A 24,556-nucleotide genomic window follows, 5' to 3' on the forward strand; every position below is an offset into this window, starting at 1 on the left:
GCTGATGACTCACTGACGGCCGGCGACTGTGGCAGGTGAACACGAAGAAGACCCCGGTCCAATGGACCGGGGTCTTGATCTGGAGCGGACGACCAGGTTCGAACTGGCGACCTCAACCTTGGCAAGGTTGCGCTCTACCAACTGAGCTACGTCCGCATTGCCTCCAGTCGGCTTTCACCGACTGGCGCGGGCACCAGCCTACCTGATCCACAAGAGTGGTCAGGCCGGCGATGCAGAGCGGGTGACAGGAATTGCACACTGCGCCTTCCTCCTGGAAGGAGGATGTTCTACTACTGAACTACACCCGCAAGCCTCCGTGGTTCGGGCCTTTCGGCCTTGCCCCTCGGCGTGTTCCAGACTCTAGCTGATCAGCGGGGGGTCAACGCAAGTCGGTTGCGCCGAGGGGCTCCTGAGGCGCGGCAGGGCCGACGTCGGGGTCCTGCCGGGGTCCTGCCCGGGCTGCTACTGGGCGGCGGTGAAGGCCTCGTAGACCTTCTTGGGGATGCGCCCACGGGTCGGTACGTCGAACTTGTTGGCGAGGGCCCAGGCCCTGACCGCCGACGGGTCGGGGGCGACCTCCGTCTGCTTGTACGCCTTGCCGGAGCGCGACCGCTTGCGGCCGGCCTCCATGTACGGCTCCAGCGCCTTACGCAGCTTCTTGGCATTGGTTTGATTCAGGTCGATCTCGTACGACTTGCCGTCAAGTCCGAAGGCGATCGTTTCCGCCGCTTCCGAGCCGTCGATGTCGTCGGAGAGTGTGACCACGACGCGCTGAGCCACGAATATCGGTCCCTTCGTGCGACACCTCTGCCGCGACGTGCGAAGACGTCGGGAGGTGTCGGGAGATCTCGGTTGTCCGACTGTTATTGGGCAAAGTATCGGCTAATGCCTTTTCCTTTGTACAGTGCCCGGCATTGCAATGAGAAGACCGACTAAAGCTGTCCGCGTGTCTCCCCGCAATAGACATCCTGGTTGCGAACCAGGATCTTTCCCAGAATTTTTCGGGATGGCACCCCTCTGATACCGGATCGTGATGCCGTCGGTCCCGTGGTTCCGTAGATTCCTACGAATCTACCCGCGTAGAAATTTTGTACGGGTAGTCTGAAGCCACGTGTAGGAACCTGCTCAGCACCACAACACCGGGAGTGCCAGTGGCACGCGTCGTAGTCGACGTCATGCTCAAGCCGGAGATCCTCGACCCCCAGGGCCAGGCGGTGCAGCGTGCACTGCCGCGTCTCGGTTTCGAGGGCGTCTCCGACGTACGTCAGGGAAAGCGATTCGAACTGGAAGTTGACGGACCGGTGGACGACGCCGCGCTCGCCCGCATCCATGATCTTGCGGAATCCTTCCTCGCCAACACCGTGATCGAGGACTTCACCGTGAAGGTGGAGGAGATGGTGGGGGAAGAGAAGTGACTGCTCGTATTGGAGTCGTCACCTTTCCGGGTTCCCTGGACGACCGGGACACCCAGCGCGCGATCCGCCTCGCGGGCGCCGAGCCGGTAGCTCTCTGGCACAAGGACAAGGACCTCAAGCAGGTCGACGCGGTGGTTCTGCCGGGCGGATTCTCGTACGGCGACTATCTGCGTGCCGGTGCCATCTCGCGTTTCTCGCCGGTGATGGAGTCGGTCATCGAGCAGGCGAAGTCGGGCATGCCGGTTCTCGGCATCTGCAACGGCTTCCAGATCCTCACCGAGGCGCATCTCCTCCCGGGCGCGATGCTCGGCAACAACCACCTGCACTTCATCTGCCGCGACCAGAAACTGCGGGTGGAGAACGCGGACACGGCCTGGACCGTCGACTACGACGCCGGCCAGGAGATCCACATCCCGCTGAAGAACATGGACGGCCGCTACGTCGCCGACGAGCACACGCTCGACGAGCTGGAGGCGGAGGGCCGGGTCGTGTTCCGGTACCGCGACTTCAACCCGAACGGCTCCCTCCGGGACATCGCCGGCATCACGAACGCCGCCGGGAACGTCGTGGGCCTCATGCCGCACCCGGAGCACGCGGTCGAGCCGCTGATCGGCAGCGGCCGTACGGACGGTCTCCCGTTCTTCACCTCGATCCTCAAGAAGCTGGTCAACGCATGAGCCGGACGCCTCTGGACACGGTCGAGCACGCGGCCGAGACCCCCGACGTCGAGCTGCCCTGGGCCGAACTCGGCATGAAGAAGGACGAGTACGAGCGGGTCGTCGAGATCCTCGGCCGCCGCCCGACCGGCGCCGAGCTGGCCATGTACTCGGTGATGTGGTCGGAGCACTGCTCCTACAAGTCCTCCAAAGTCCACCTGCGCCAGTTCGGCGAGAAGGCTCCTCAGTCGGATGCCCTGCTCGTCGGTATCGGCGAGAACGCGGGCGTGGTCGACGTCGGCCAGGGCTACGCGGTCACCTTCAAGGTCGAGTCCCACAACCACCCGTCCTACGTCGAGCCCTACCAGGGCGCGGCCACGGGCGTCGGCGGCATCGTGCGCGACATCATCGCGATGGGCGCGCGCCCGGTGGCGGTCGTGGACCCCCTCCGTTTCGGCGCGGCGGACCACCCCGACACCAAGCGCGTCCTCCCGGGCGTCGTCGCGGGCATCGGCGGCTACGGCAACTGCCTCGGGCTCCCCAACATCGGCGGCGAGGTCGTCTTCGACGCCTGCTACCAGGGGAACCCGCTGGTCAACGCCGGTGCGATCGGTGTGATGCGGCACGAGGACATCCACCTGGCGAAGGCGTCGGGCACGGGCAACAAGGTCATCCTGTACGGGGCCCGCACGGGCGGCGACGGCATCGGCGGCGCGTCGATCCTCGCCTCCGAGACCTTCGACGACGCGAAGCCCTCCAAGCGCCCTGCCGTGCAGGTCGGCGACCCCTTCCAGGAGAAGCTGCTCATCGAGTGCACCCTGGAGGCGTTCGCCGAGAAGCTGGTCGTCGGCATCCAGGACCTGGGCGCCGCGGGCCTCTCCTGCGCGACGAGCGAGCTGGCGTCGAACGGCTCGGGCGGCATGCGAGTGACCCTCGACGACGTCCCGCTCCGCGACTCGACACTCTCTCCCGAGGAAATCCTCATGAGCGAGTCGCAGGAACGCATGTGCGCGGTGGTCGAGCCGGAGAAGGTCGACCGCTTCCTCGCCATCTGTGACAAGTGGGACGTCATCGCCACGGTGATCGGTGAGGTCACCGACGGCGACCGGCTGGAGATCTTCTGGCACGGCGGCAAGATCGTCGACGTCGACCCGCGCACGGTCGCGCACGACGGCCCGGTCTACGAGCGCCCGTACGCCCGCCCCGACTGGCAGGACGCCCTTCAGGCGGACGACGCCAACAAGCTTGCGCGGCCGACGACTTCGGAGGACCTGAAGGCACAGGTGCTCCAACTCGTCTCCTCCCCCAACCAGGCTTCGAAGTCCTGGATCACCTCCCAGTACGACCACTTCGTGCAGGGCAACACGGTGTTGGCCCAGCCCGAGGACTCCGGGATGATCCGCATCGACGAGACGACCGGCCTCGGTGTCGCCATCGCGACGGACGGCAACGGCCGCTTCGCCAAGCTCGACCCGTACGCGGGCGCCCAGTTGGCGCTGTCGGAGGCCTACCGGAACGTGGCGACGACGGGCGCGAAGCCGTTGGCCGTCTCCGACTGCCTGAACTTCGGTTCGCCCGAAGACCCGGCGGTGATGTGGCAGTTCGCGGAGGCGGTACGCGGACTCGCGGACGCCTGCCAGCAGTTGGGCACCCCGGTGACCGGCGGCAACGTCTCCCTCTACAACCAGACGGGGGATGTGGCCATTCACCCCACTCCCGTCGTGGCGGTCCTGGGAGTCATCGACGACGTGGCGCGTCGCACCCCGGTCGCGTTCCAGGAGGAGGGGCAGCTGCTGTACCTCCTCGGGGACACCCGCGAGGAGTTCAGCGGCTCGGCGTGGTCCCAGGTAGTGCACGACCACCTCGGGGGCCTGCCCCCGAAGGTCGACCTGGAGCGTGAACGCCTCCTGGCCGAGATCCTGATCTCCGCCTCCCGTGACGGCATGATCGACTCCGCGCACGACCTGTCGGACGGCGGCCTGATCCAGGCGGTCGTCGAGTCGGCGCTGCTGGGCGAGAAGGGCGCGCGTCTGGTCGTACCGGACGGACTCGACGCGTTCACCCTGCTGTTCTCGGAGTCGGCCGGCCGCGCGGTGGTCGCGGTCCCGCGCTCGGAGGAGCTCCGCTTCAACGACATGTGCGGGGCGCGGGGCTTGCCGGTGACCCGGATCGGCGTCGTGGACGGCGACTCCATCGAGCTCCAGGGCGAGTTCACCCTGACGCTCACCGAACTGCGCGAGGCGCACGAGGGGACGATTCCGGCGCTGCTGGCGTAGCAACGGCTTGGCGAGGGTCCTGTCCGACCCTGCGCGGCCCCCCTCCGGATGCGCGGACCTCGCGCGTCCGGAGGGGGGCTTTTTGGTTGGCCGCGACTTCCCTTTTGTCTTTCTCTCGGTCGGTCTGTACTGCTCGGGCCCAGTGGCGCGGGCAGGACCACGCAACTGGCCCTCGCCGCCTCCGCGCTGAGACCTCGGCGGCGCCAGGTCTACGAGCGCACCGGGACGGCCTCCACCCCGTACACCGGTGAACCCTTCCGAGCGTCGAGCGGGAGTAGACGCAATGCCTACGTATGTGGACTGGCTGACAACGACTTCGAAGCACGCCTTGGGCATTCTCGATCATCGAGACGCACGGAAAACGCTTACTCGGAGGGATCTCAGATGGACGTGAAACGTAAGTTGGCATCGGTCGCACTCGTCGGCGGCCTCGCTGTTGCCGGGATGGCAGCGACCGCTCCGACCGCGTCAGCGGTTGGCGGCTGCCCGTCCGGCAAGCTGTGTCTGTACGAAGGCGTCAACTACGCGCACCTGGATGTCACGAGCACCAGCACCAAGGCGTGCATCGACCTGACCGATTTCGGCGCCCACCGCTTCACTGTCGGCATCGGCTCGTACGTGAACAACCTGTCAGTGAAGGCCGCCGTCTACCACAGGGTTGGTAGCGACCTGGTGTACGACGGAACGATCTCGCCCGGCGGGTTCAGCTCCAACAGCTCGGACAGCGGCTACTTCGGTGAGAGCGGCATGGTCTGCACGGGCGGCGCCACCCCGTAACCTGCCGATGACAAACCGTCGTTGAGGTCTCCGCCCATCCAGGGCGGAGACCTCAACGACGTCCCGCCGCACGGTCCGTGTTCGGTGACGCTTCACCGCTGACAGCCCGACGGTCAGCTCGTGAAGGCGAGCCCATGAGTCGCGGCGATCTGTCCGGGGGCGTACCCCGCGTGGAGGTTGACCGGGTTGCCGTCCACGTTCCTCACCTTGAGGGACACGCGTATCTGGGTGCAGCCGCCCAGCTGGGACTTGCTGAGGTGGAAGGTGTTCACAGCTGTCTGGTGATGCTTGGCGGTGGAGATGTTCCACTTCGCCACCGGGCCGGCGATCGGGCCTCCGCACCTGCCTCCGTCCGGGTTCTGCGGCTGGGCCTCGATCCACGTCTCGGCCTGCGTTCCGGCATAGGCCGTCGTCCCGCCCCCGCAGATCGTGGAGCCCGGGGCGCAGGTCGTCAACGCCGCGTCCTGCACCACCGTGACGTCGTCACCGCTGCCGGGCGTGTAGGTGTACCCGAGGGTTGTCTGCGTCGCCCCCCGTGCGATCACGGTGGTGCTGGCGGCGGGTAGTGTCCAGCGAGCTGTCGACGCGTATGTGCCCCGGGCCAGTTCGGCACCAGCGGGAACCCGCATTGTCACGCTGCGCCCGTTCTGGATGATTGTCGAGTAACTGGTCACCGACAGGCGGCAGTTGTACGACCCAGCACTGGGAGCTGTGAACACCCAGCGCAGAGCGGGAGACGCGGAGTTCTCTCCGGGGGGCACCATGTTCGCCGCCCAGTACGCCCCGGCCTCCGTGTCGGCGGGAAGAGCCGTGCCGTCGGAGTGGCGGCACCGTACCGCCATGGTGGTTCCGACGTTGTCTCCGCTGCCCAGGTCGGTCACGCTCGCTACCGAAAGGTTCCGCGACCACAGATAGGACTTCTCTCCCGCCGCGGCGGTGAAGACCACGTCGGTCCCTGGTATGTCCCGATACGCCGCCGCATTGCGAGTCACCTCGTAGTCGAAGGTCGACGAGGCCGCCGAAGCCGATGAGGCAAGCGAGAGCGAGCTCCCGCCGAAGAGTACGAGCGATACGGCCATTGCCGCACGGGTCCGCTTCATCATCATGATGCTCCTGTCCTTGTTGATCCGGTCCTGGTTTTCGGGTCCTCGGTTGTAACGACATCGCGAACATCGTCAGAGCCGCTGCCGGAACCCACCCGGACCAAAATGATCTCTGCGTGTAAGGATGTGGGCGAGAGTGATCGGCAGAGGGCATCCGGGGGCGGGATCCAATGATCGGGACAGTGTTTCGGAGTGAGGATGTGCCTGCCGAAGACCGGTTCGACGCCTGGCGTGAACTGATCGACCCGTCGCGCCCGAGCGACGCGACCAGCATTCACGCCTCCGACTTCCGGGCGACGATCCATCTCATGGAGCTGGGCCCGGTGGCGGTGTTGCCGGTGTCCTTCCTGCCGACGAACTACCGGCGAACCCCGAAGATGATCCGCCGGTCCGACCCCGAGCGGTATCAACTCTCGCTGTTGCTCGATGGAGGGCTGGCTCTCGAACATGCCGCTCGGAGCGACGTGTTCGGCTCAATGGACCTGCACGTCGTCGACAGCTCCCACCCCTATGACCTGCGAGCGACGGACGACCGGCAGCGCCGCGCGATCAAGGGGATCGGGATGGATTTCCCCAAGGCGTCGCTGCCCATGCCGCCGCACCGGATCCAGTCATTGCTGGGCAGGAGGCTGCCGGGTCAGGAGGGCGTCGGCGCTTTACTGACGGAGTTCCTCATCAACGTCGGCCGGCAGGCCGAAGTCCTCCAACCGTGCGACGCGCCCCGCCTCGGTACGGTCCTGCTCGATCTCGTGTCCGCATGGTTCGCCTCCATGGTGGACGTGGAGGCCATGCTGCCGCCCGAGACCCACCGTCGGGTCACGGCCGAACGCGTCCAGGCATTCATCTGGAAGCACCTGCGTGACCCGGAACTGACACCGTCGGCGATCGCTTCCGCGCACTACATCTCTCTCAGCTATCTGCACCGGATCTTTCAGCAGTCGCCCGGAGAACCAGTCGCCACCTGGATACGCAACAGGCGGCTGGAGGGCGCCCACCGCGACCTGGCCAACCCCGCCTTGCGTGATCGGCCGATTCACGCCGTCGCCACCAGCTGGTGCTTCCCCCGCGCTTCCGACTTCGCCCGTGCCTTCCGGGGTGCTTACGGGCTCTCACCCCAGCAGCACCGGTCGCAGGTAATGTCCGAGCACGGCTGGACGTAGACGTTGTTCGCGCCCGCCCGTGTGCGGCACCTGGCGGGGGCGTGTGGCTTTGGGCCAGTAAGGGCTCCGGCCTCCAGTGCACACGAGAACCGCGCCGTATAGGCCCTCGCACATGAACGTCGACCTGGTACGCATCCGCATGTCGTTGAACCCCGTGCTGGAGTACAGACACCAGGTTGCCCGCCGGACAGGTCTGCGAAGCCGAAGCCGGAGTCGCCTTGGCGACGGTTCCCTTTGCCACCAGCGCCACGGAAGCCGGAGGAGTGGTCGAACTCTTCTGCCAGAAAAGCATGTTGGTGTCCTCCTCGCGCAACATCCCACCCCACGATGACGGAGTGGGCCGACAACGCGACCAGGCTCTCCGAGCCGACGCCCGATCAAGAATGCCCACGTACCGTCGACTTGTGTCGGCGATCCATCCACACCTCATGCGCATTGCGTCCACACCAGGACGTACGAGAAGGCACCGACAATCGGGCAGGCGAGACCGATCAGTCGGCCACTCCGACAGGGGCTGCCGATGACGCGAGTCGGCGTCGCCGACGGCGACTCCAATTGAGCGCCAGGGCGAGTTCACCCTGACGCTCACCGAACTGCGCGAAGCGCACGAGGGGACGATTCCGGCGCTGCTGGCGTAGCCGGCTCTGGCTGTACGACGACGAGGGCCCCGTCTGCCGGTTGGCAGGCGGGGCCCTCGTCGGTCCAGGGGGTGGGTCAGAAGCCGATCGGGTTGACGTAGGTGCCCGGGTGGGTGGCGCCGTCCTGCTTGAGGATCTGGCCGCCGAAGGGCCAGGTCAGGGTGAAGTGCGTCGTCTCGTTCGGCGGGGTGACCAGGAAGGTCTTCGGGACGAACTTCTCAGTCTTCGGCGTGGACCCGGCGACCGGGAGCAGGTTGATGCTGAAGTCCACCGTGTCGCCCTTCTCCAGGGTGATCTTCACGGGCTTCTTGGCAGAGCGCGCCAGCGACCACGTCCCGTCAGTCGACTGGGCGCCGACCATGTCGACACCGGGGAAGCCGGACAGCGTGCAGGTGCGCGAGCTCTTGTTGGTGAACCAGATGAACGCCTGCGTCTGCTCCGTGGCCTGCCCCATCTCCGGCGCCGCGTCGCCCCCCGTGGCGAAACCGGCCTTCAGGTCGGCGGTGTGGCAGCGGGTCGGAGCGGCCTTGGTGGCGGCCGAGGCGGGGACGGCGGTGACGGCGTATCCGCCGGCGACGACAGCGGCCAGGGCGACGGCGGCGAGCTTGGTGTTCATGGAGTCTCTGGTTCCCCTCGTGTACGGACTGGCACGCGGGTCAGTGCGTGCCTACGCACCTGAAGAGGTGCGGGGTCCGGAGGAGGTTGGGTGGGCCGTTGATCCTTTTCTCGACAGTCGGGTAACTGATGTCACCGCTTCGTGCACGTACACGTAACCGTGTCGAGCTCGATGCCGATCGGGTCGGGGAGGAGCACCTTCTCGCCGAACTTCGCCGTGCGGATGTCGCGGTACCCGCCGACCTCCCGGTCCGGGGAGCTGTGCACCGTGAGGGTGCAGGAGTCCCGGTCGATCAGCAGGTACAGGGGGATGCCGGACTGGCCGTACGCGGCCGGTTTCTCGTGCCGGTCCCGCCGGTCGGTGTCGGAGTCGTACGAGGTGACCTCGACGACCATCAGAGCCCCGTCGGGGTCGGCCCACTCGCCGTGCCCGGCGAAGAGGGCCTCGGGCGCGAGTACCGCATCCGGTCTCGCCCTGCCTTCCCCGTATGACCCCACCCGGAGTCCCTTGCCCCGGTACAGGTCCAGGTCGGGCCTGGACTGCATACAACGCCGGGCCAGCCAGGCGATGATGGTGCTGCGGTCCCCGTCCGGCGTTCTCTTGACGCAGAGGCGTCCCCTGACGAACTCCAGAGTCACGGTCTCGGGGGCGGCGGAGGCGATCGTCTCGAACTCCGTCACCGACATTTCGGGTGTGTGCGAGGCCATGACGGTCACTTTCCCAGGGCCTCCCGGTCCGTACAGCCCAGGCACGCGTACGAGGTCCACCCCGGCCCCGTCCCCTGGTCGACCGTGGGCAGCGCGACCAGCGGGGTGGTCGTGGGCTGTTGGCAGATGGCGCACAGGCGGGTCCGGTGCAGGCACTCCGAGCACATGCGGCCGGTGTTCTCCAGGGTGCCGTAGCGCAGGAACGGGGCGCGGCCGACCTTGCAGATGTCGCAGCGGGGGTCCACCTCGACGCCGGTCACGGGTTCGGCTCCGTGTCGGCCACGAGTGACTGACGCTCGGTGCAGTCGGCGAGGCGCACCCAGAGGAAGTCGCCCTCGGCGTCGACCTTGGGGTAGCCGGACCCGACCTGCACGACGACACCCTCGAAGTGCTCGGGCGCCTCGCGCTTGCGGGAGTCGGGCGGGACGTAGGTGGTGCCGCGAACTCGGTCACCTACGAGGAAGGGACCGGGGGCTGGAGGAGTGGTCATGGGGACAACGGTTCCCTCGTTCCTGGCGCCGGACAATCGAATGAGGGAATCCCACGCGAAGTGGTATATGCGGGGAAGTGGGGAAGTGCCTGCGAATGGTGGGCTGGAGCTGTCACACTCTGGGCACGGGCAGTGATCTGCCGGGCACGGGGAGCCAACTGGCAGGCATCGACGTACGGTTGCCCTGCTTGGCCGCGAAAGGAACGGACACGGTGGCAGCGAAGACGGGGCCGACGATTCGGCGCATGCAACTCGGCCAGGAGTTGCGGCGGTTGCGCGAACAGGTGGAGAGGGATGACGGCACGGGCAAGGGGATGACCAGGGCCCAAGCAGTCAGGGGAACCAGCGTTTCCGAGTCGACGCTGCATCGCGTGGAGAAGGGGCTGACCAGCCTTCCCAAGGTTCAGGACCTCAAGGAACTGCTGGATCGGTACGGGGTCGACGACCCGGACGACGTGGAGTTCCTGCTGGACATCCACAAGAACTCACTGAACCGGGGCTGGTGGGCGCCCTATCGCACCTTCATGCCGTCAGGGTTCAACATCAGCCTGGGCCTCGAAGGCGATGCCAAGATTCTGAGGGTCTATCAGCCGGACGTCATGTTCGGCCTGTTCCAGACACCGGGGTATGCGCGGGCGCAGTTCGAGGCCGCCAAGCCGATCGACGAGCGTACGACCGAGTTCGTCGAACGGAACGTCGAGATCAGGATGCGGCGCAAGGAGGCCATCACCCGAAGTGACAGCCCGGTCGAGGTCCACGCGATCCTCGACGAAGCCGTGCTCAGAAGGGTGTTCGGCGGTCCCGGTGTGATGCGGGAGCAGTACGCGCACCTGGCGGAACTGGCTGCGCTGGAGCATGTCACCGTACAAGTCCTGCCGATGAGCCAGCCGGTCTACCGATGCAGCCAGAATTTCATGCTCATGGAGTTCGTGGCACCGCTGCCCACAGTGGTGAGTGTCGACGGCTTCAGCGCGGTGGGCGTCACGGACAAGGACACCGAGATCTGGGCCTACAAGCGCCGGTTCGATGCCATGCGAGCCGAAGCCGGCGGCCCCAGGGAAACGCCCGAATTCCTGAAGCGAGCAGCACGAGAGTTGGACGAAGCGTGAGCACTCACCACAGCGCCCTCGAACTGGCCGACGACGACTCGTGGTTCAAGTCGTCCTACAGCGACGAAACAGGCGGAACCTGCGTCGAAGTCGCCCACCTAACCCCCACCCGCATAGGCGTCCGCGACTCCAAGCACCCCCAAGGCCCCGCCCTCCTCTTCCCCCCAGAAGCCTTCGCGGCACTCCTGGACCACCTCCGGAGCTGAGCCCCCGCCATGCCCCCAGCCAGAAAACCGAAGCCCCGCCCCCGCACCTACGACCCCGTCAAAACCCGCACCGCAGTCCTGACCCAGTACGCCAACATCCGCACAGCCGTCTCCACCCTCACCCCCGACCAACTGGCCCTCCCCACCCGCCTGGGCGACTGGACCGTCCGTGATCTGGTCGCCCACATCACGATGGCCCTCGGCAGCATCAGCCTCGCCCTCGACCGGGACGAGCCGGCGAAGGCCGAGATCGGGGCCCTCGACTACACCTCCGTCACCGCCCCCTTCGCCGATGCCATCGCGGAGGGCAGCCGCGACCTCGCCGAGCGCACCCCCGACCTCAATGCCCTCCTCGCCCGCACCGAGGAACGCCTCACCGAACTCCTCACCGGCGTCGCGGACACCCGCGTCCTCGCGGTGCGGGTCGGCGCCGTCCCCCTCACCGACTACCTGGTCACCCGTACCGTCGAACTGATCGTCCACACCGACGACCTGAACGCCGCCGTCCCCGGCCTCGACATCCCTTACGACAAGCAAGCGCTGGCGACCTGCACCCGCCTCCTCGCCGACGCCCTCGCCGCCAAGGCCCCCGGCGGCTCGACGGAGGTCCGCATCCCGCCGTACGCCGTCGTGCAGTGTGTCGAGGGGCCGAGGCACACCCGTGGCACCCCGCCCAACGTCGTCGAGACCGACCCGCTGACCTGGATCCGCCTGGCCACCGGGCGGGTCCGGTGGGCCGACGCCCTCGACAACGCCCAGGTCAGCGCGAGCGGCGAACGTGCCGACCTCGGAGAGCTGCTGCCCCTCATGGCCTGACGGCAGCCCCCGTACGGAGAAGCCGCATCCCTTCGTACGGAGAATCCGCGGCCGCCCTCGAAATGCGGCGGGACGGGAACCGCCCACCCGCCCCTTCCGTCCCACCGACATGAAAAAGCAGCGACTGACGGGCGTGAGCCTCAGCATCCTGGCCCTGGCCGTGCTCCCCCTCGCCGCGGCCTGCGGCAGCGAGAAGGACGGCGGCGGCAGTCGGACCGTCGGTACGGGCACCGGATCGGGAACATCCGAGGTCACCGGCGTCCACTGGAGCATCGACGACCTGACAGTGGACGGGAAGAAGAGCGCCGCCCCCGCCGGCGCCTTCCTGCAGATCGACAAGGACGGCGAGGTCAGCGGCAACTACGGCTGCAACAGCTTCGGAGCCACCGCCACGATCGACGGTGACGCCATCGACCTCGGCACGGCCCGCTCGACCGACATGGCCTGTCAGGGTGATCGGATGACCTTCGAGAGCAGTCTCTCCAAGGCACTCACCGGCGGCACCCTCACCGCGAAGGCCGGCGCCGACGGCGGCGGCGCCAAGGGCGACAGCGGCGTCCAGCAGCTCACCCTCACCACCAAGACCGGCGCCACCATCCACCTCTCCGAAGAGAAGGCCGCCGCCCTCTACGGCACCAAGTGGAAGATCACGGCACTCGGTGCCACCGACACCACCACCGACAGTGACTCCGCCACTCCGCTCCCCTCCGGCGCCGAGGCGTACCTCGTCTTCGACCAGAAAAAGGGGACCGTCAGCGGCAAAGCCGGTTGCAACAACGTTTCTGCCGAGGCAACGGTCAGCGACGGCGCTATCACTTTCGGCAGCCCGGCGACCACCCGAAGGATGTGCGACGCCTCACTCATGAAGGCCGAGCGGACCTTCCTGAAACTCTTCGACGGCAGGACGGCGTACAAGATCGATCACCGCAGCCTGTCCCTGACCAGCGCAAACGGGACCACCGCCGGTGCGATCGTCGCCGACTGAGCTCTTACCGCAGTCCACGGCCCCGCAGCGCCCGTGTGTCACAGTCGCATTCCCTAATTCGGACCAGTGGTCGATCTCGCCTACACTCGGTGCCGTGCCACGTGGTGACGGTCGACTCAGTCATGATCTGCTCCCCGGCGAGAAAGGCCCCCAGGACGCTTGTGGCGTCTTCGGGGTCTGGGCCCCCGGCGAAGAGGTCGCCAAGCTCACTTACTTCGGGCTCTACGCCCTGCAGCATCGAGGCCAGGAATCCGCGGGAATCGCGGTAAGCAACGGCTCGAAGATCCTCGTCTTCAAGGACATGGGGCTTGTGTCCCAGGTCTTCGACGAGACCTCGCTCGGCGCCCTCAAGGGTCATATCGCGGTCGGTCACGCCCGCTACTCGACCACTGGCGCCTCCACCTGGGAGAACGCCCAGCCCACGTTCCGCGCGACCGGCCACGGCTCCATCGCCCTCGGCCACAACGGCAACCTGGTCAACACGGCGCAGCTCGCCGAGATGGTCGCCGACCTGCCCAAGCAGCACGACGGGCGCACTCCGCGCGTCGCCGCGACCAACGACACCGATCTGCTGACGGCCCTCCTGGCCGCCCAGACCGACGACGAGGGCAACCCGCTGACCATCGAGGACGCCTCCGCGCGGATCCTTCCGCAGGTCCAGGGCGCCTTCTCCCTCGTCTTCATGGACGAGCACACGCTGTACGCCGCCCGCGACCCGCAGGGCATCCGCCCGCTGGTCCTGGGCCGGCTGGAGCGCGGCTGGGTCGTCGCCTCCGAGTCTGCCGCACTCGACATCTGCGGCGCCGCCTATGTGCGCGAGATCGAGCCGGGCGAGTTCGTCGCCATCGACGAGAACGGTCTGCGTACGTCACGATTCGCGGAAGCGAAGCCCAAGGGCTGTGTCTTCGAGTACGTGTACCTCGCCCGCCCCGACACCGACATCGCCGGCCGGAACGTGTACCTGTCCCGTGTCGAGATGGGTCGGAAACTCGCCAAGGAAGCCCCTGTCGAGGCCGACCTGGTGATAGCGACCCCGGAGTCGGGCACCCCGGCCGCCATCGGTTACGCGGAGGCCTCCGGAATCCCGTTCGGGGCCGGACTGGTCAAGAACGCCTATGTCGGACGTACGTTCATCCAGCCCTCCCAGACGATCCGGCAGCTCGGTATCCGGCTGAAGCTGAACCCGCTGAAGGAAGTCATCAAGGGCAAGCGTCTGGTCGTCGTCGACGACTCGATCGTGCGCGGCAACACCCAGCGGGCGCTGGTGCGCATGCTGCGGGAGGCCGGCGCGGCGGAGGTCCACATCCGGATCTCCTCGCCGCCGGTCAAGTGGCCCTGCTTCTTCGGCATCGACTTCGCCACCCGCGCCGAGCTGATCGCCAACGGCATGACCATCGACGAGATCGGCACCTCGCTGGGCGCCGACTCCCTCTCGTACATCTCGCTGGACGGCATGATCGAGGCGACCACCATCGCCAAGCCGAACCTGTGCCGCGCCTGCTTCGACGGCGAGTACCCGATGGATCTTCCGGACCCCGAACTGCTCGGCAAGCAGCTCCTGGAGACCGAGCTGGCCGCAGGGCCCGCCGCCACGGCCGCGGCCGACGCGATCCGTCGACCGTAAGCAGCCGTAAAACCTGCTCCACGAGCAGTACGACGAGCAGTACGACACGAAAGTTCTCACCCTCATGTCTGAGACCACTGGTGCCAGCTACGCAGCCGCAGGCGTCGACATCGAAGCGGGCGACCGCGCCGTAGAGCTGATGAAGGAGTGGGTGAAGAAGACCCAGCGAGCCGAGGTCGCGGGCCTCGGCGGCCTGGGCGGCTTCGCCGGCCTCTTCGACGCCTCCGCCCTCAAGCGCTTCGAGCGCCCGCTGCTCGCCTCCGCGACCGACGGCGTCGGCACGAAGGTCGACATCGCCCGGCAGCTCGGCGTGTACGACACCATCGGCCACGACCTGGTCGCCATGGTCATGGACGACATCGTGGTGTGCGGCGCCGAGCCGCTGTTCATGACCGACTACATCTGCGTCGGCAAGGTCCACCCCGAGCGCGTCGCCGCGATCGTCAAGGGCATCGCCGAGGGCTGCGTGCTGGCCGGATGCGCTCTGGTCGGCGGCGAGACGGCCGAACACCCCGGTCTCCTCGGCCCGGACGACTTCGACGTCGCCGGCGCCGGTACGGGCGTCGTGGAGGCCGACCGGGTGCTCGGCGCGGATCGTATCCGTACGGGTGACGCGGTGATCGCCATGGCGGCCTCCGGGCTTCACTCGAACGGGTACTCGCTCGTCCGGCATGTGCTGCTGAAGCAGGGCGGGCTGGCCCTCGACGCGCACATCGAGGAGTTCGGGCACACCCTCGGCGAGGAACTGCTCGTCCCCACCAAGATCTACTCGCTGGACTGCCTGGCCCTCATGCGGACCACCGATGTGCACGCCTACTCGCACATCACCGGCGGCGGTCTGGCCGCCAACCTGGCCCGGGTGATTCCGGACGGCCTGCACGCGATCGTCGACCGCTCCACCTGGACCCCGGCCCCGGTCTTCGACCTCGTCGGGAAGACGGGTTCCGTCGAGCGCCTGGAGCTGGAGAAGACGCTGAACATGGGCGTCGGCATGATCGCCGTCGTCCCGGAGGACTCGGCGGACGTAGCCCTCGCCACCCTGGCGGACCGAGGCGTGGAAGCCTGGATCGCCGGCGAGATCACCAACCGCGACAACCACAAGACGGGCGCGGAGCTGGTGGGCGACTACGCCACAAGCAACTAGCAGGGGACGTCTGGCGGGGACGTCCTGAGGGGGCCGGCGAAGCCGCCCCCCAGGGGCGCGGGGAACGGCGCGACCAACCACAACGCGCCGGTACCCACCAAACCACAGCGCCCCCCGAGCTGTCAGGCGCCCAGCCCAGCGGAGCGGCAACGCACGAAACCCGGTCCGGTGCTAGATCGCCCGGACCGGGTGAGGTGCAGCTGCTGCCTACAGGAACCGTGAATCCGATTGCCTGTTAAGCGCGCCGCAGCAGACGTAAGACGTCAAGCCCCACGGCGTTGTTGGGACGAGGGACCGGACGCTTGTCCGTCCTCGTCCTCATCATCGTCGTTGTATCGATCCGCGTACTGAGCGTACGGGTCGTCTTCTTCCTCGTCGTCGTCCTCGAACGGCTCGCCATTCGGCGGCTGGCTCGAAGTCGAAGCGCCCAGCTCATTGGCCAGACGCGAGAGGTCAGTCCCGCCGCTGCTGTACTTCAGCTGGCGGGCGACCTTCGTCTGCTTGGCCTTTGCCCGGCCGCGCCCCATGGCTCGACCCCCTCGGATACGGGGCTCGATGGCCCCAGAGTCTTGACACCCGTTCATGTTCAGGAACGGGCTCTCCGCAGAGAGACCGGTCCGTAGGGCTTCCACGGTACCTGAGCCCACGCCCATACGGTACGTCGCCCGCAGGACGTGGCGGTGCCCAGGACCCGCGAGGTGCCCTGTCCCCGCTGGTCAACCGCGATTTTAACCACTTCTTGGTGGCCGACCCGCCGACGGGGGTGAGAGTTCTCTCCAACACCCCGCCGACCGGTACCTCCGCACCCCGTCCGGCTACGGCTTCCGGCGGGCCTCCGCCATCCGCTGCTCGGCGATCCGGTCGGCCGCCGCGGCCGGCGGAATCCCGTCCGCCTTCGCACGTGCGAATATGGCGAGCGTGGTGTCGTAGATCTTCGAAGCCTTCGCCCTGCACCGCTCGAAGTCGAACCCGTGCAGCTCGTCGGCCACCTGGATCACGCCACCGGCGTTCACGACGTAGTCGGGCGCGTAGAGGATCCCGCGGTCCGCGAGGTCCTTCTCGACGCCGGGGTGCGAGAGCTGGTTGTTGGCCGCCCCGCACACCACCTCGGCGGTCAGCACCGGCACCGTGACGTCGTTCAGGGCTCCGCCGAGCGCGCAGGGGGCGTAGACGGCGAGCCCGTCCACACGGATCAACTCGTCCGTGTCCGCGACCGCCGTGACGTTCCGGTGCCGCTCGGTGATCCGTCGTACGGCGTCCTCGCGCACGTCCGTGACGAAGACCTCCGCGCCTTCCGCCACCAGGTGCTCCACGAGGTGGTGGCCCACCTTGCCGACGCCCGCGATGCCGATCCGCCTGGCGCGCAGCGACGGGTCGCCCCAGAGGTGCTGCGCGCTCGCCCGCATGCCCTGGTAGACGCCGAAGGCGGTCAGCACGGACGAGTCGCCCGCGCCGCCGTTCTCCGGGGACCGTCCGGTCGTCCAGCGGCACTCGCGCGCGACCACGTCCATGTCGGCCACATACGTCCCGACGTCACACGCGGTGACGTACCGCCCGCCGAGGGAGGCCACGAACCGGCCGTAGGCGAGGAGGAGTTCCTCGCTCTTGACGATGTCCGGATCGCCGATGATCACGGCCTTGCCGCCGCCGTGGTCGAGACCGGCCATGGCGTTCTTGTACGACATCCCGCGCGCGAGGTTCAGCGCGTCGGCGACGGCCTCCGCCTCGCTCGCGTACGGGTAGAAGCGAGTTCCGCCGAGCGCGGGGCCCAGGGCGGTGGAGTGGATGGCGATCACGGCCTTGAGGCCGGTGGCCCGGTCCTGGCAGAGCACGACTTGCTCATGACCCCCCTGCTCCGAGTGGAACAGGGTGTGCAGTACATCAGCAGGCGCGCCGGTTACGTCGGTCACTGTGGTGACTCCAGGGAAGTAGCGGCGGGTGGGGCTGGAGCCCGTACGGGTGGCGGCCTCCGTGGGCATGAGAGTAGAGCTCCTCCCTGGTCCGCGTACGCCAACCGTCCCCGCAGTGCCGAGGATCACCCACCGGTGGCGTGGGCCGGTACGAGGGTTTGCATAATTTTCCCGTGCTGCACTGTGCTGGATACGCGGTTTTCCCTGGTCGTCCAGGGGGGAGGGAGCAGGCGTGCCCAAGGTGTCCTCGGTGATCGTCCCGTACGCGTCCTACTTGCGCGTCTACGAGCCGCTGGCGGCCTTCCCGGAGCCGGAGCGCAGCCACTGGGCGCGCTACGCCCGGCGCCCCGACCGGCCCTCGTACCAGGACGAACTGCGGCGCTCGCTGGCCGACTTGCTGCCCGTCCCGCCGGTCGCGGTGCCTGTGCACGAGAGTGCCGACGCGTTCGTGACCGAGGTCGAGGGGGTGCTGTGCGTCTGCCCCTGGCGCACCCGGCTGCGCGGCTGGCAGGCGCTGGGCGGGCTCGGGGAGGAACTGCCGCTGCCGCTCCTGGACGCCGCTCTGCCGCCCCTCGTGCGCCATCAGGCCACCCAGGACTACGAGCGCTGGCTGACCCGCAACCCGGACGCCCGCCCGTGGATCCGTACGGCGACCTGGCAGGTGCCGCTGAACTGGTTCGTGCTCGTGACCGACGAGGAGCGAGAGTACGACAAGGGCTCGGGGGCCGCCGGGGGCGTGGCGCCCGTGCTGCGATACCGGACGCCCATGGTGCAGGCGCGGCGGCGTGTGGCGCGCGGGCTGCGGACCCTCCGTGACGCCCTGGACGAGGGGCCGCTGATCGACGGGCTGCTGGACGTGGGCCGGTGGCTGGAGGAGTTCCACCCGAGGTCGCTGGTCGAGCTGGACTACGGCGGGCTGGTGCATGTGCTGCCGGCCGGTGATCTGGCCGGCGACCACTCGGCGGCGGACGTGGCCGCCGGGATCGAGGCGCTGCGCGACGGGGACGGCGAGGCGGCCGGGGAGGCGTACGGGCGGCTCGTGGAGCGGTGGCAGTCGGTGCGGGACCGGCGGTCGGCGAACTGACAGTTCGTCAAAAAAAGACTCCCTGGAACGTGAGTTCCATTTCTGTGGGACGCTCTTGGGGCTGCCGTGGGACGTAGGTCCCGATCCGGGCGTTTGTGTCAAGCGTGACGGACCGCACGTACAGGTGGCTTGCGTCCCTTGCCCCTCCTCGTGCCAAAATAGGACAAGGAGTCCGGGGGAGGCTCTATCTGCCCAGCTATGGGTGGAATCTCAGCATTGCACGCTATGGGGGGTCTCGTGACTCCTGATCGCCACTGTGACTGATCGTCACAGTGGCGTGACTGTCCGCTATGGCATGGTCCATCGGCTTCCGTCGCTGATGGCCGCCTGGGAGGGCAATTCCGTCGGTTTGGCCTACGCGGTTGGACAGATGGTGTAGTTGTAGTGCCGAGGACAAGCCGTTCGTCCTATAACCGACTCGACCCGCATCCGCCATTTCGGGCAACGCGGGTCAAGGTGCAGAATTTAGAGGAATGAACCGAGAAGGTTCGGTTCTCCCGAGGAGGCCGCTCATGACCGCTCGCACCCCTGATGCCGAGCCGCTGCTGACCCCGGCTGAGGTCGCCACCATGTTCCGTGTTGACCCCAAGACGGTGACGCGGTGGGCGAAGGCCGGCAAGCTCACATCCATTCGCACGCTCGGCGGACATCGCCGTTACCGCGAGGCCGAGGTCCGCGCCCTGCTTGCGGGCATTCCGCAGCAGCGCAGCGAGGCCTGACCAACTGAATAGTCGGACGTGTCGGCAGGTCCCCCAACTATCGGCCGAGCCGTCCGACTGGCAACACCAGCAACACCCGCACCATCAGAGTCACCAGAGTCACCTGCCCCATCAGCTTGTTGCTCGACCGCTCAGAGCGACGCGGGTCCTGCCCCAACAGGCCCCACGCCCAACGCAGTTCCACACGCTTCATCAGTTCCACAGCTTCATGGGCGCGTCGTAGAGATCGCGCTGGACTCCGCCGGGTCCAGCGCGATCTTTTTTTGTGCTCCCGAGTGGGGGTGGCACGGGGTGCTGTGAGCGGGCTTGTTGGAGTCTGGGGAGGGGTGTCGGATCCGCTGCGGGACCTGTCTGAGCCTGGTGCAATTGCACATATTAAATTGACCAGTTGTAGGAGACCGGTAAGAACCCACTTTTTCAAAACTCATGCAGTGACACCCGTCACACGCCGCGCGCCTTGTTGACGCTGCGCCACAGGTGTTAGAGGGAACCGCTGTTGGCACCCGGTGTCTCGTCGGCGTTGACGCCGGCGTCGGTGTCGGCGCTGACGTCGGGGTCCGCGTCGCAGCGCTCCATGGCGAGCCGCTGTAACCGGTGGCAGATCGGACAGTGCCGCGTGAGATGCCGGTACCCGCTCGCGGCCGACAGGTGTGCCCGAAGCAGAGCACGCGTCTCGTGCCGTCGCGCGGTCGCCGCCATACGCCACCTCCGGAAGGGGGACAGGGCGCCGAAGGCCCTGCTCTCTGGGTACCGGGGGAGGCGGGCGGCGTCAATACGGCGGCAACGCGAGAGGGCCCGAGTCGTGAGACTCGGGCCCTCTCGTACTTCACCTGCGGTCCTGACGGGATTTGAACCCGCGGCCTCCACCTTGACAGGGTGGCGAGCACTCCAAACTGCTCCACAGGACCAGGTTTCGCGGCACTTGATGTTGCGCTGTGCTGCGAAAAGAGACTGTACAGGAGGGTGGGCCCGGGTGCGAACTCACTTAACGTGCCGACTCCGTTACGGCCTCGACGACCGTTTTGCGCGGTTTTCTACGGAGCCTGCGCGTCGATCGCCTTCACGATCCGCTTGTCCGACACCGGGTACGCCGTGCCCAGCGCGTGGGCGAAGTAGCTGACGCGGAGTTCCTCGATCATCCAGCGGATGTCCAGCACCGCGGCCGGCACCGGCCGGCCCTGCGGCAACTGCTCCAGCAGCCACGCGTACTCGTCCTGCATCTCGTGCACCTTCTCCATACGGGTGGTGTCCCGCTGGACGTTGGTGGGCATCTGCTGCAGGCGCCGGTCCACGGCGACGAGGTAGCGCATCAGGTCGGGCAGGCGTCGCAGGCCGACCGCGGTCACGAACCCGGGCCGTACGAGGCCGTCCAGCTGGCTCCGTACGTCCGTCAGGTTCGGGAGGAGCACGGCGCTGCGTACGCCCTTCAGGCGGCGCTCACAGGCCTGCCAGGCGGCCAGCACCTGCTGCACCTGGTTGACCGTACGGACCGTCGTGTCGACGATCTCCGCGCGCACCTTCTCGTACAGCTTCCGGTGCGACTCCTCGTCCCAGGCCGGGCCCCCGAAATCGGCGATCAGTTTGTCGGCCGCGGCCATCGCGCAGTCGTCGAACAGGGCCTGGATCGAACCGTGCGGATTCGCGGACAGCGCGAGCTTCTGAACATTCGTCAACTTCTCGGACGCGAACTTCGCTGGATTGACCGGGATGTTGCGCAGGATGAGCCGCCGGCTGCCCTTCCACATCGCCTGCTGCTGCTCGGCCTCCGTGTCGAAGAGGCGTACGGAGACTGTGTCGCCGTCGTCGACCAGCGCCGGGTACGCCTTCACCGGCTGACCGGCTCTGCGCGTCTCGAAGAGGGGCGTCAGGGTGCCGACGGACCAGTCCGTCAGGCCCGTGCGCTCCAGGGACTCGCCGCCGGCGCGCTCGGCGGTGGCCGCGGCGGCCTGGGAGATGGCCTGGCGGGCCTTCGGCTTGAGTCGGAGACGCAGGACCTCCAGGTCCTTGTCCTCGTCCAGCTTGCGGCGGCGCTCGTCGACGATCCGGAAGGTGACGCGGAGATGGTCCGGGACACGGTCCCAGTCGAAGTCGTCGGCGCTGAACGGGACTCCGACCATGCGCTTCAACTCGCGGGCCATGGTGACCGTCAGCGGTTCCTGGAGGGGTGTCGAGGTGTCCAGGAAGCGCTTGGCGAAGTTGGGGGCCGGGACGTAGTGGCGGCGGATCGGCTTGGGCAGGGAACGGATGAGCTCCGTCACCAACTCCTCGCGCAGGCCCGGGATCTGCCAGTCGAAGTTCTCGTCCGTCACCTGGTTCAGCACCTGGAGCGGGACATGGACGGTCACACCGTCGGCGTCCGCGCCCGGCTCGAACTGGTACGTCACCCGGAACTTGAGCCGTCCCTGGTGCCAGGCGTCCGGATAGTCGTCCTTGCTGACGTCCCCGGCGCGCTCGTTGATGAGCATCGCCCGCTCGAAGTCGAGGAGTTCGGGCTCCTCGGTCTTCTTGCGCTTCCACCAGGAGTCGAAGTGGGCGCCGGACACGACGTGTTCGGGAACCCGCTCGTCGTAGAAGTCGAAGAGCGTCTCGTCGTCCACCAGGATGTCCCGGCGCCGGGCCCGGTGTTCCAGCTCCTCGACCTCGGTGAGGAGCCGGCGGTTGTCGGCGAAGAACTTGTGGTGGGTGCGCCAGTCGCCCTCGACCAGCGCGTTCCGGATGAACAGCTCCCGGGACGCCTCCGGGTCGATCCGCCCGTAGTTCACCTTCCGCTGGGCGACGATCGGTACGCCGTACAGCGTCACCTTCTCGTACGCCATCACCGCGGCCTGGTCCTTCTCCCAGTGCGGCTCGCTGTAGGTGCGCTTGAGGAGGTGCTCGGCGAGGGGCTCGACCCACTCCGGCTCGATGCGGGCGTTGACGCGGGCCCACAGCCGCGAGGTCTCCACCAGCTCCGCCGACATCACGAAGCGCGGGGGCTTCTTGAACAGGGCGGAGCCGGGGAAGATCGCGAACTTGGCGTTGCGGGCACCGACGTACTCGTTCTTGCCGGAGGCGTTGCGAGGGCTGTCGCCGGTCGACGTGGACGCTCCGGACGTGCCGCTCGTGGACTTGGGTACGTCCTTCATCCCGATGTGGGAGAGGAGCCCGGCCAGGAGGGAGACGTGGACGCTCTGCTCGGGGGCGTCGTCCTCGTTGGGGTGGATGCCCATCTGGCGTGCCACGGTACGGAGTTGGGTGTAGATGTCCTGCCACTCGCGGATGCGCAGGAAGTTCAGGTACTCCTGCTTGCACATCCGCCGGAACGACGACGAGCCGCGTTCCTTCTGCTGCTCACGGACGTACCGCCAGAGGTTGAGCAGGGCGAGGAAGTCGGAGGTCTCGTCCTTGAAGCGGGCGTGCTGCTGGTCGGCCTGCGCCTGTTTCTCGGCGGGGCGTTCGCGCGGGTCCTGGATGGAGAGCGCGGCGGCGATCACCATGACCTCGCGGACACAGCCGTTCTTGTCGGCCTCCAGGACCATCCGGGCCAGCCGGGGGTCGACGGGCAGCTGTGCGAGCTTGCGGCCGGTGTCGGTGAGCCGTCTGCGAGGGTCCTTCTCGGTGGGGTCGAGCGCGTTGAGCTCCTGGAGGAGCTGGACGCCGTCGCGGATGTTGCGGTGGTCCGGCGGGTCGATGAAGGGGAACTTCTCGATGTCGCCCAGACCGGCGGCGGTCATCTGGAGGATGACGGAGGCGAGGTTCGTCCGCAGGATCTCGGCGTCCGTGAACTCCGGGCGGGACTCGAAGTCGTCCTCGCTGTAGAGCCGGATACAGATGCCGTCCGACGTACGGCCGCAGCGGCCCTTGCGCTGGTTGGCGCTGGCCTGGGAGATCGCCTCGATGGGCAGCCGCTGGACCTTGGTGCGGTGGCTGTAGCGGGAGATACGGGCGAAGCCGGGGTCGATGACGTACTTGATGCCCGGCACGGTGAGCGAGGTCTCGGCGACGTTGGTCGCCAGAACGATCCTGCGCCCCGTGTGCTGCTGGAACACCCGATGCTGCTCGGCGTGCGAGAGGCGGGCGTAGAGGGGGAGGACCTCGGTGAACCGGTAGTTCTTCTTGGTGATCGCGTCGGCCGTGTCGCGGATCTCGCGCTCGCCGGAGAGGAAGACGAGGATGTCGCCCTTGCCCTCGCCCTGGAGTTCCTCGACGGCGTCGCAGATCGCGGTGATCTGGTCGCGGTCGGAATCCTCGCTGTCCTCTTCGAGGAGCGGGCGGTAACGCACCTCGACCGGATACGTACGGCCGGAGACCTCCACGATCGGGGCGTCCCCGAAGTGCCGGGAGAAGCGCTCGGGGTCGATGGTCGCCGAGGTGATGACGACCTTCAGGTCCGGGCGCTGGGGGAGGAGCTGGGCGAGGTAGCCGAGCAGGAAGTCGATGTTGAGGGACCGCTCGTGGGCCTCGTCGATGATGATCGTGTCGTAGGCGCGCAGTTCGCGGTCGGTCTGGATCTCGGCGAGGAGGATGCCGTCCGTCATCAGCTTGATGACCGTGGCGTCCTGGTTCACCTGGTCGGTGAACCGGACCTTCCAGCCGACGGCTTCACCGAGGGGCGTGTCCAGCTCGTCGGCGACCCGCTCGGCGACCGTACGGGCGGCGATACGACGGGGCTGCGTGTGGCCGATCATGCCGCGTACGCCCCGGCCGAGTTCGACGCAGATCTTGGGGATCTGGGTGGTCTTCCCGGACCCCGTCTCACCGGCCACGATGACGACCTGGTGGTCGCGGATGGCGGCGGCGATCTCGTCCTTCTTCTGGCTGACGGGAAGCTGCTCGGGATAGCTGACGGCCGGTACGCGGCTGCGCCGCTCGGCCATCCGCAGCTCGGCCTTCGCGACCTCCGCCTCGATCTCGGCGATGACGGCGGAACGGGCTTCGGGCTTGCGGATCCTGCGCGCACCCTCGAGCCTGCGCCCGAGCCGGTGCGCGTCGCGCAGGGACAGCTCGGTCAGGCGGGGGGCGAGGTCACCGAGAGCGGGAGCGCCGGGGGCGGAGGCGGGGTGCGTAGACATACCTGACCCAGGATCTCACCTCGACGAAACGAGGGGCGAACGCTTTTGCGTCCGCCCCTCCTTCTGTGCC

At 67.6% G+C, this 24,556-nt stretch carries 23 protein-coding genes and 3 tRNA genes; 13 read left to right on the plus strand and 13 right to left on the minus strand.

Annotated features, from left to right (window positions below):
• Nucleotides 1-80: 80 nt before the first annotated feature.
• The 3 genes from PV734_RS12465 to PV734_RS12475 all read right to left on the minus strand — a co-directional run bounded on the left by PV734_RS12465 (nucleotide 81) and on the right by PV734_RS12475 (nucleotide 780).
• Nucleotides 81-156 (minus strand) — tRNA-Gly (locus PV734_RS12465).
• Nucleotides 157-236: 80 nt separating this feature from the next.
• Nucleotides 237-308: transfer RNA gene (locus tag PV734_RS12470), tRNA-Gly, on the minus strand.
• 154 nt (nucleotides 309-462) lie between these two features.
• Complete coding sequence (locus PV734_RS12475) at nucleotides 463-780, minus strand: histone-like nucleoid-structuring protein Lsr2 (protein ID WP_006377278.1); 318 nt, start codon at nucleotides 778-780, stop codon at nucleotides 463-465.
• Nucleotides 781-1,151: 371 nt separating this feature from the next.
• Between PV734_RS12475 and purS the strand changes: the two genes are divergently transcribed.
• The 4 genes from purS to PV734_RS12495 all read left to right on the plus strand — a co-directional run bounded on the left by purS (nucleotide 1,152) and on the right by PV734_RS12495 (nucleotide 5,124).
• Nucleotides 1,152-1,415 (plus strand): phosphoribosylformylglycinamidine synthase subunit PurS, encoded by a 264-nt coding sequence (gene purS, locus PV734_RS12480; protein WP_006377276.1) that lies wholly within the window; start codon nucleotides 1,152-1,154, stop codon nucleotides 1,413-1,415.
• Nucleotides 1,412-2,092, plus strand: coding sequence for a phosphoribosylformylglycinamidine synthase subunit PurQ (gene purQ, locus PV734_RS12485; protein ID WP_319096483.1), 681 nt, complete (start codon nucleotides 1,412-1,414; stop codon nucleotides 2,090-2,092). Before purS ends, purQ begins: the two co-directional genes overlap by 4 nt.
• Nucleotides 2,089-4,347, plus strand: coding sequence for a phosphoribosylformylglycinamidine synthase subunit PurL (purL, locus tag PV734_RS12490; RefSeq protein WP_319096482.1), 2,259 nt, complete (start codon nucleotides 2,089-2,091; stop codon nucleotides 4,345-4,347). The genes purQ and purL overlap by 4 nt, the downstream gene beginning before the upstream one ends.
• A 390-nt stretch (nucleotides 4,348-4,737) precedes the next feature.
• Complete coding sequence (locus PV734_RS12495; RefSeq protein WP_415924193.1) at nucleotides 4,738-5,124, plus strand: proteinase inhibitor I36 SMPI; 387 nt, start codon at nucleotides 4,738-4,740, stop codon at nucleotides 5,122-5,124.
• 113 nt (nucleotides 5,125-5,237) lie between these two features.
• On the opposite strand, the gene PV734_RS12500 is transcribed toward PV734_RS12495, so the two are convergent.
• Nucleotides 5,238-6,005: a hypothetical protein gene (locus PV734_RS12500; protein ID WP_319289483.1), complete on the minus strand. Its 768-nt coding sequence runs from the start codon at nucleotides 6,003-6,005 to the stop codon at nucleotides 5,238-5,240.
• Between the two features lie 392 nt (nucleotides 6,006-6,397).
• Here PV734_RS12500 and PV734_RS12505 point away from each other — a divergent pair, with 392 nt between their 5' ends.
• Entirely contained in the window at nucleotides 6,398-7,387 is a 990-nt protein-coding gene (locus PV734_RS12505) for a helix-turn-helix domain-containing protein (protein ID WP_319096478.1), read from the plus strand.
• 714 nt (nucleotides 7,388-8,101) lie between these two features.
• Here PV734_RS12505 and PV734_RS12510 read toward each other — a convergent pair.
• The 4 genes from PV734_RS12510 to PV734_RS12525 all read right to left on the minus strand — a co-directional run bounded on the left by PV734_RS12510 (nucleotide 8,102) and on the right by PV734_RS12525 (nucleotide 9,838).
• Nucleotides 8,102-8,641, minus strand: coding sequence for a DUF4232 domain-containing protein (locus PV734_RS12510; RefSeq protein ID WP_319289484.1), 540 nt, complete (start codon nucleotides 8,639-8,641; stop codon nucleotides 8,102-8,104).
• Between the two features lie 131 nt (nucleotides 8,642-8,772).
• Complete coding sequence (locus PV734_RS12515) at nucleotides 8,773-9,357, minus strand: Uma2 family endonuclease (RefSeq protein WP_319289485.1); 585 nt, start codon at nucleotides 9,355-9,357, stop codon at nucleotides 8,773-8,775.
• Nucleotides 9,354-9,608, minus strand: coding sequence for a hypothetical protein (locus PV734_RS12520; RefSeq protein WP_319096474.1), 255 nt, complete (start codon nucleotides 9,606-9,608; stop codon nucleotides 9,354-9,356). Before PV734_RS12520 ends, PV734_RS12515 begins: the two co-directional genes overlap by 4 nt.
• Nucleotides 9,605-9,838: a hypothetical protein gene (locus tag PV734_RS12525; protein ID WP_319096473.1), complete on the minus strand. Its 234-nt coding sequence runs from the start codon at nucleotides 9,836-9,838 to the stop codon at nucleotides 9,605-9,607. The genes PV734_RS12520 and PV734_RS12525 overlap by 4 nt, the downstream gene beginning before the upstream one ends.
• Nucleotides 9,839-10,050: 212 nt before the next feature.
• On the opposite strand from PV734_RS12525, the gene PV734_RS12530 reads away from it, so the two are divergent.
• The 6 genes from PV734_RS12530 to purM all read left to right on the plus strand — a co-directional run bounded on the left by PV734_RS12530 (nucleotide 10,051) and on the right by purM (nucleotide 15,722).
• Nucleotides 10,051-10,947 carry a helix-turn-helix transcriptional regulator gene (locus tag PV734_RS12530; RefSeq protein WP_319096472.1) on the plus strand — a complete coding sequence of 299 codons (897 nt, stop codon included), beginning with the start codon at nucleotides 10,051-10,053 and terminating at the stop codon, nucleotides 10,945-10,947.
• The gene (locus tag PV734_RS12535; protein ID WP_319096470.1) at nucleotides 10,944-11,153 is read left to right on the plus strand and encodes a DUF397 domain-containing protein; all 210 of its coding nucleotides are present in this window, start codon (nucleotides 10,944-10,946) and stop codon (nucleotides 11,151-11,153) included. Before PV734_RS12530 ends, PV734_RS12535 begins: the two co-directional genes overlap by 4 nt.
• Nucleotides 11,154-11,162: 9 nt before the next feature.
• The gene (locus PV734_RS12540; RefSeq protein ID WP_319096468.1) at nucleotides 11,163-11,969 is read left to right on the plus strand and encodes a maleylpyruvate isomerase family mycothiol-dependent enzyme; all 807 of its coding nucleotides are present in this window, start codon (nucleotides 11,163-11,165) and stop codon (nucleotides 11,967-11,969) included.
• Between the two features lie 133 nt (nucleotides 11,970-12,102).
• Nucleotides 12,103-12,954, plus strand: a complete 852-nt coding sequence (locus tag PV734_RS12545; RefSeq protein WP_319289486.1) for an META domain-containing protein — start codon at nucleotides 12,103-12,105, stop codon at nucleotides 12,952-12,954.
• Nucleotides 12,955-13,048: 94 nt separating this feature from the next.
• A complete protein-coding gene (gene purF / locus PV734_RS12550) occupies nucleotides 13,049-14,578 on the plus strand; it encodes an amidophosphoribosyltransferase (protein WP_319096466.1) in 1,530 nt (509 codons plus the stop codon).
• A 64-nt stretch (nucleotides 14,579-14,642) separates the two neighbouring features.
• Nucleotides 14,643-15,722 carry a phosphoribosylformylglycinamidine cyclo-ligase gene (purM, locus tag PV734_RS12555; protein WP_319096465.1) on the plus strand — a complete coding sequence of 360 codons (1,080 nt, stop codon included), beginning with the start codon at nucleotides 14,643-14,645 and terminating at the stop codon, nucleotides 15,720-15,722.
• Nucleotides 15,723-15,985: 263 nt separating this feature from the next.
• Here purM and PV734_RS12560 read toward each other — a convergent pair whose 3' ends face one another.
• Both PV734_RS12560 and PV734_RS12565 read right to left on the minus strand, forming a co-directional pair.
• Nucleotides 15,986-16,249: a DUF3073 domain-containing protein gene (locus PV734_RS12560; protein ID WP_006377274.1), complete on the minus strand. Its 264-nt coding sequence runs from the start codon at nucleotides 16,247-16,249 to the stop codon at nucleotides 15,986-15,988.
• A gap of 288 nt (nucleotides 16,250-16,537) precedes the next feature.
• Entirely contained in the window at nucleotides 16,538-17,632 is a 1,095-nt protein-coding gene (locus PV734_RS12565; protein ID WP_319096646.1) for a Leu/Phe/Val dehydrogenase, read from the minus strand.
• Nucleotides 17,633-17,864: 232 nt separating this feature from the next.
• On the opposite strand from PV734_RS12565, the gene PV734_RS12570 reads away from it, so the two are divergent.
• Both PV734_RS12570 and bldC read left to right on the plus strand, forming a co-directional pair.
• Nucleotides 17,865-18,716, plus strand: coding sequence for a hypothetical protein (locus tag PV734_RS12570; RefSeq protein ID WP_319096464.1), 852 nt, complete (start codon nucleotides 17,865-17,867; stop codon nucleotides 18,714-18,716).
• A gap of 512 nt (nucleotides 18,717-19,228) precedes the next feature.
• A complete protein-coding gene (gene bldC / locus PV734_RS12575) occupies nucleotides 19,229-19,435 on the plus strand; it encodes a developmental transcriptional regulator BldC (protein WP_003949541.1) in 207 nt (68 codons plus the stop codon).
• 480 nt (nucleotides 19,436-19,915) lie between these two features.
• On the opposite strand, the gene PV734_RS12580 is transcribed toward bldC, so the two are convergent.
• The 3 genes from PV734_RS12580 to hrpA form a co-directional block, all read right to left on the minus strand.
• On the minus strand, nucleotides 19,916-20,134 hold the full coding sequence (locus PV734_RS12580; protein WP_319096463.1) for a DUF6274 family protein: 219 nt from the start codon (nucleotides 20,132-20,134) through the stop codon (nucleotides 19,916-19,918).
• A gap of 134 nt (nucleotides 20,135-20,268) precedes the next feature.
• Nucleotides 20,269-20,343: transfer RNA gene (locus PV734_RS12585), tRNA-Asp, on the minus strand.
• Nucleotides 20,344-20,469: 126 nt separating this feature from the next.
• Nucleotides 20,470-24,486, minus strand: a complete 4,017-nt coding sequence (hrpA, locus tag PV734_RS12590) for an ATP-dependent RNA helicase HrpA (RefSeq protein ID WP_319289487.1) — start codon at nucleotides 24,484-24,486, stop codon at nucleotides 20,470-20,472.
• Nucleotides 24,487-24,556 lie beyond the last annotated feature (70 nt).

It is taken from the genome of Streptomyces sp. AK08-02 (genome assembly GCF_033795085.1).
Lineage (GTDB): Bacteria > Actinomycetota > Actinomycetes > Streptomycetales > Streptomycetaceae > Streptomyces > Streptomyces echiniscabiei.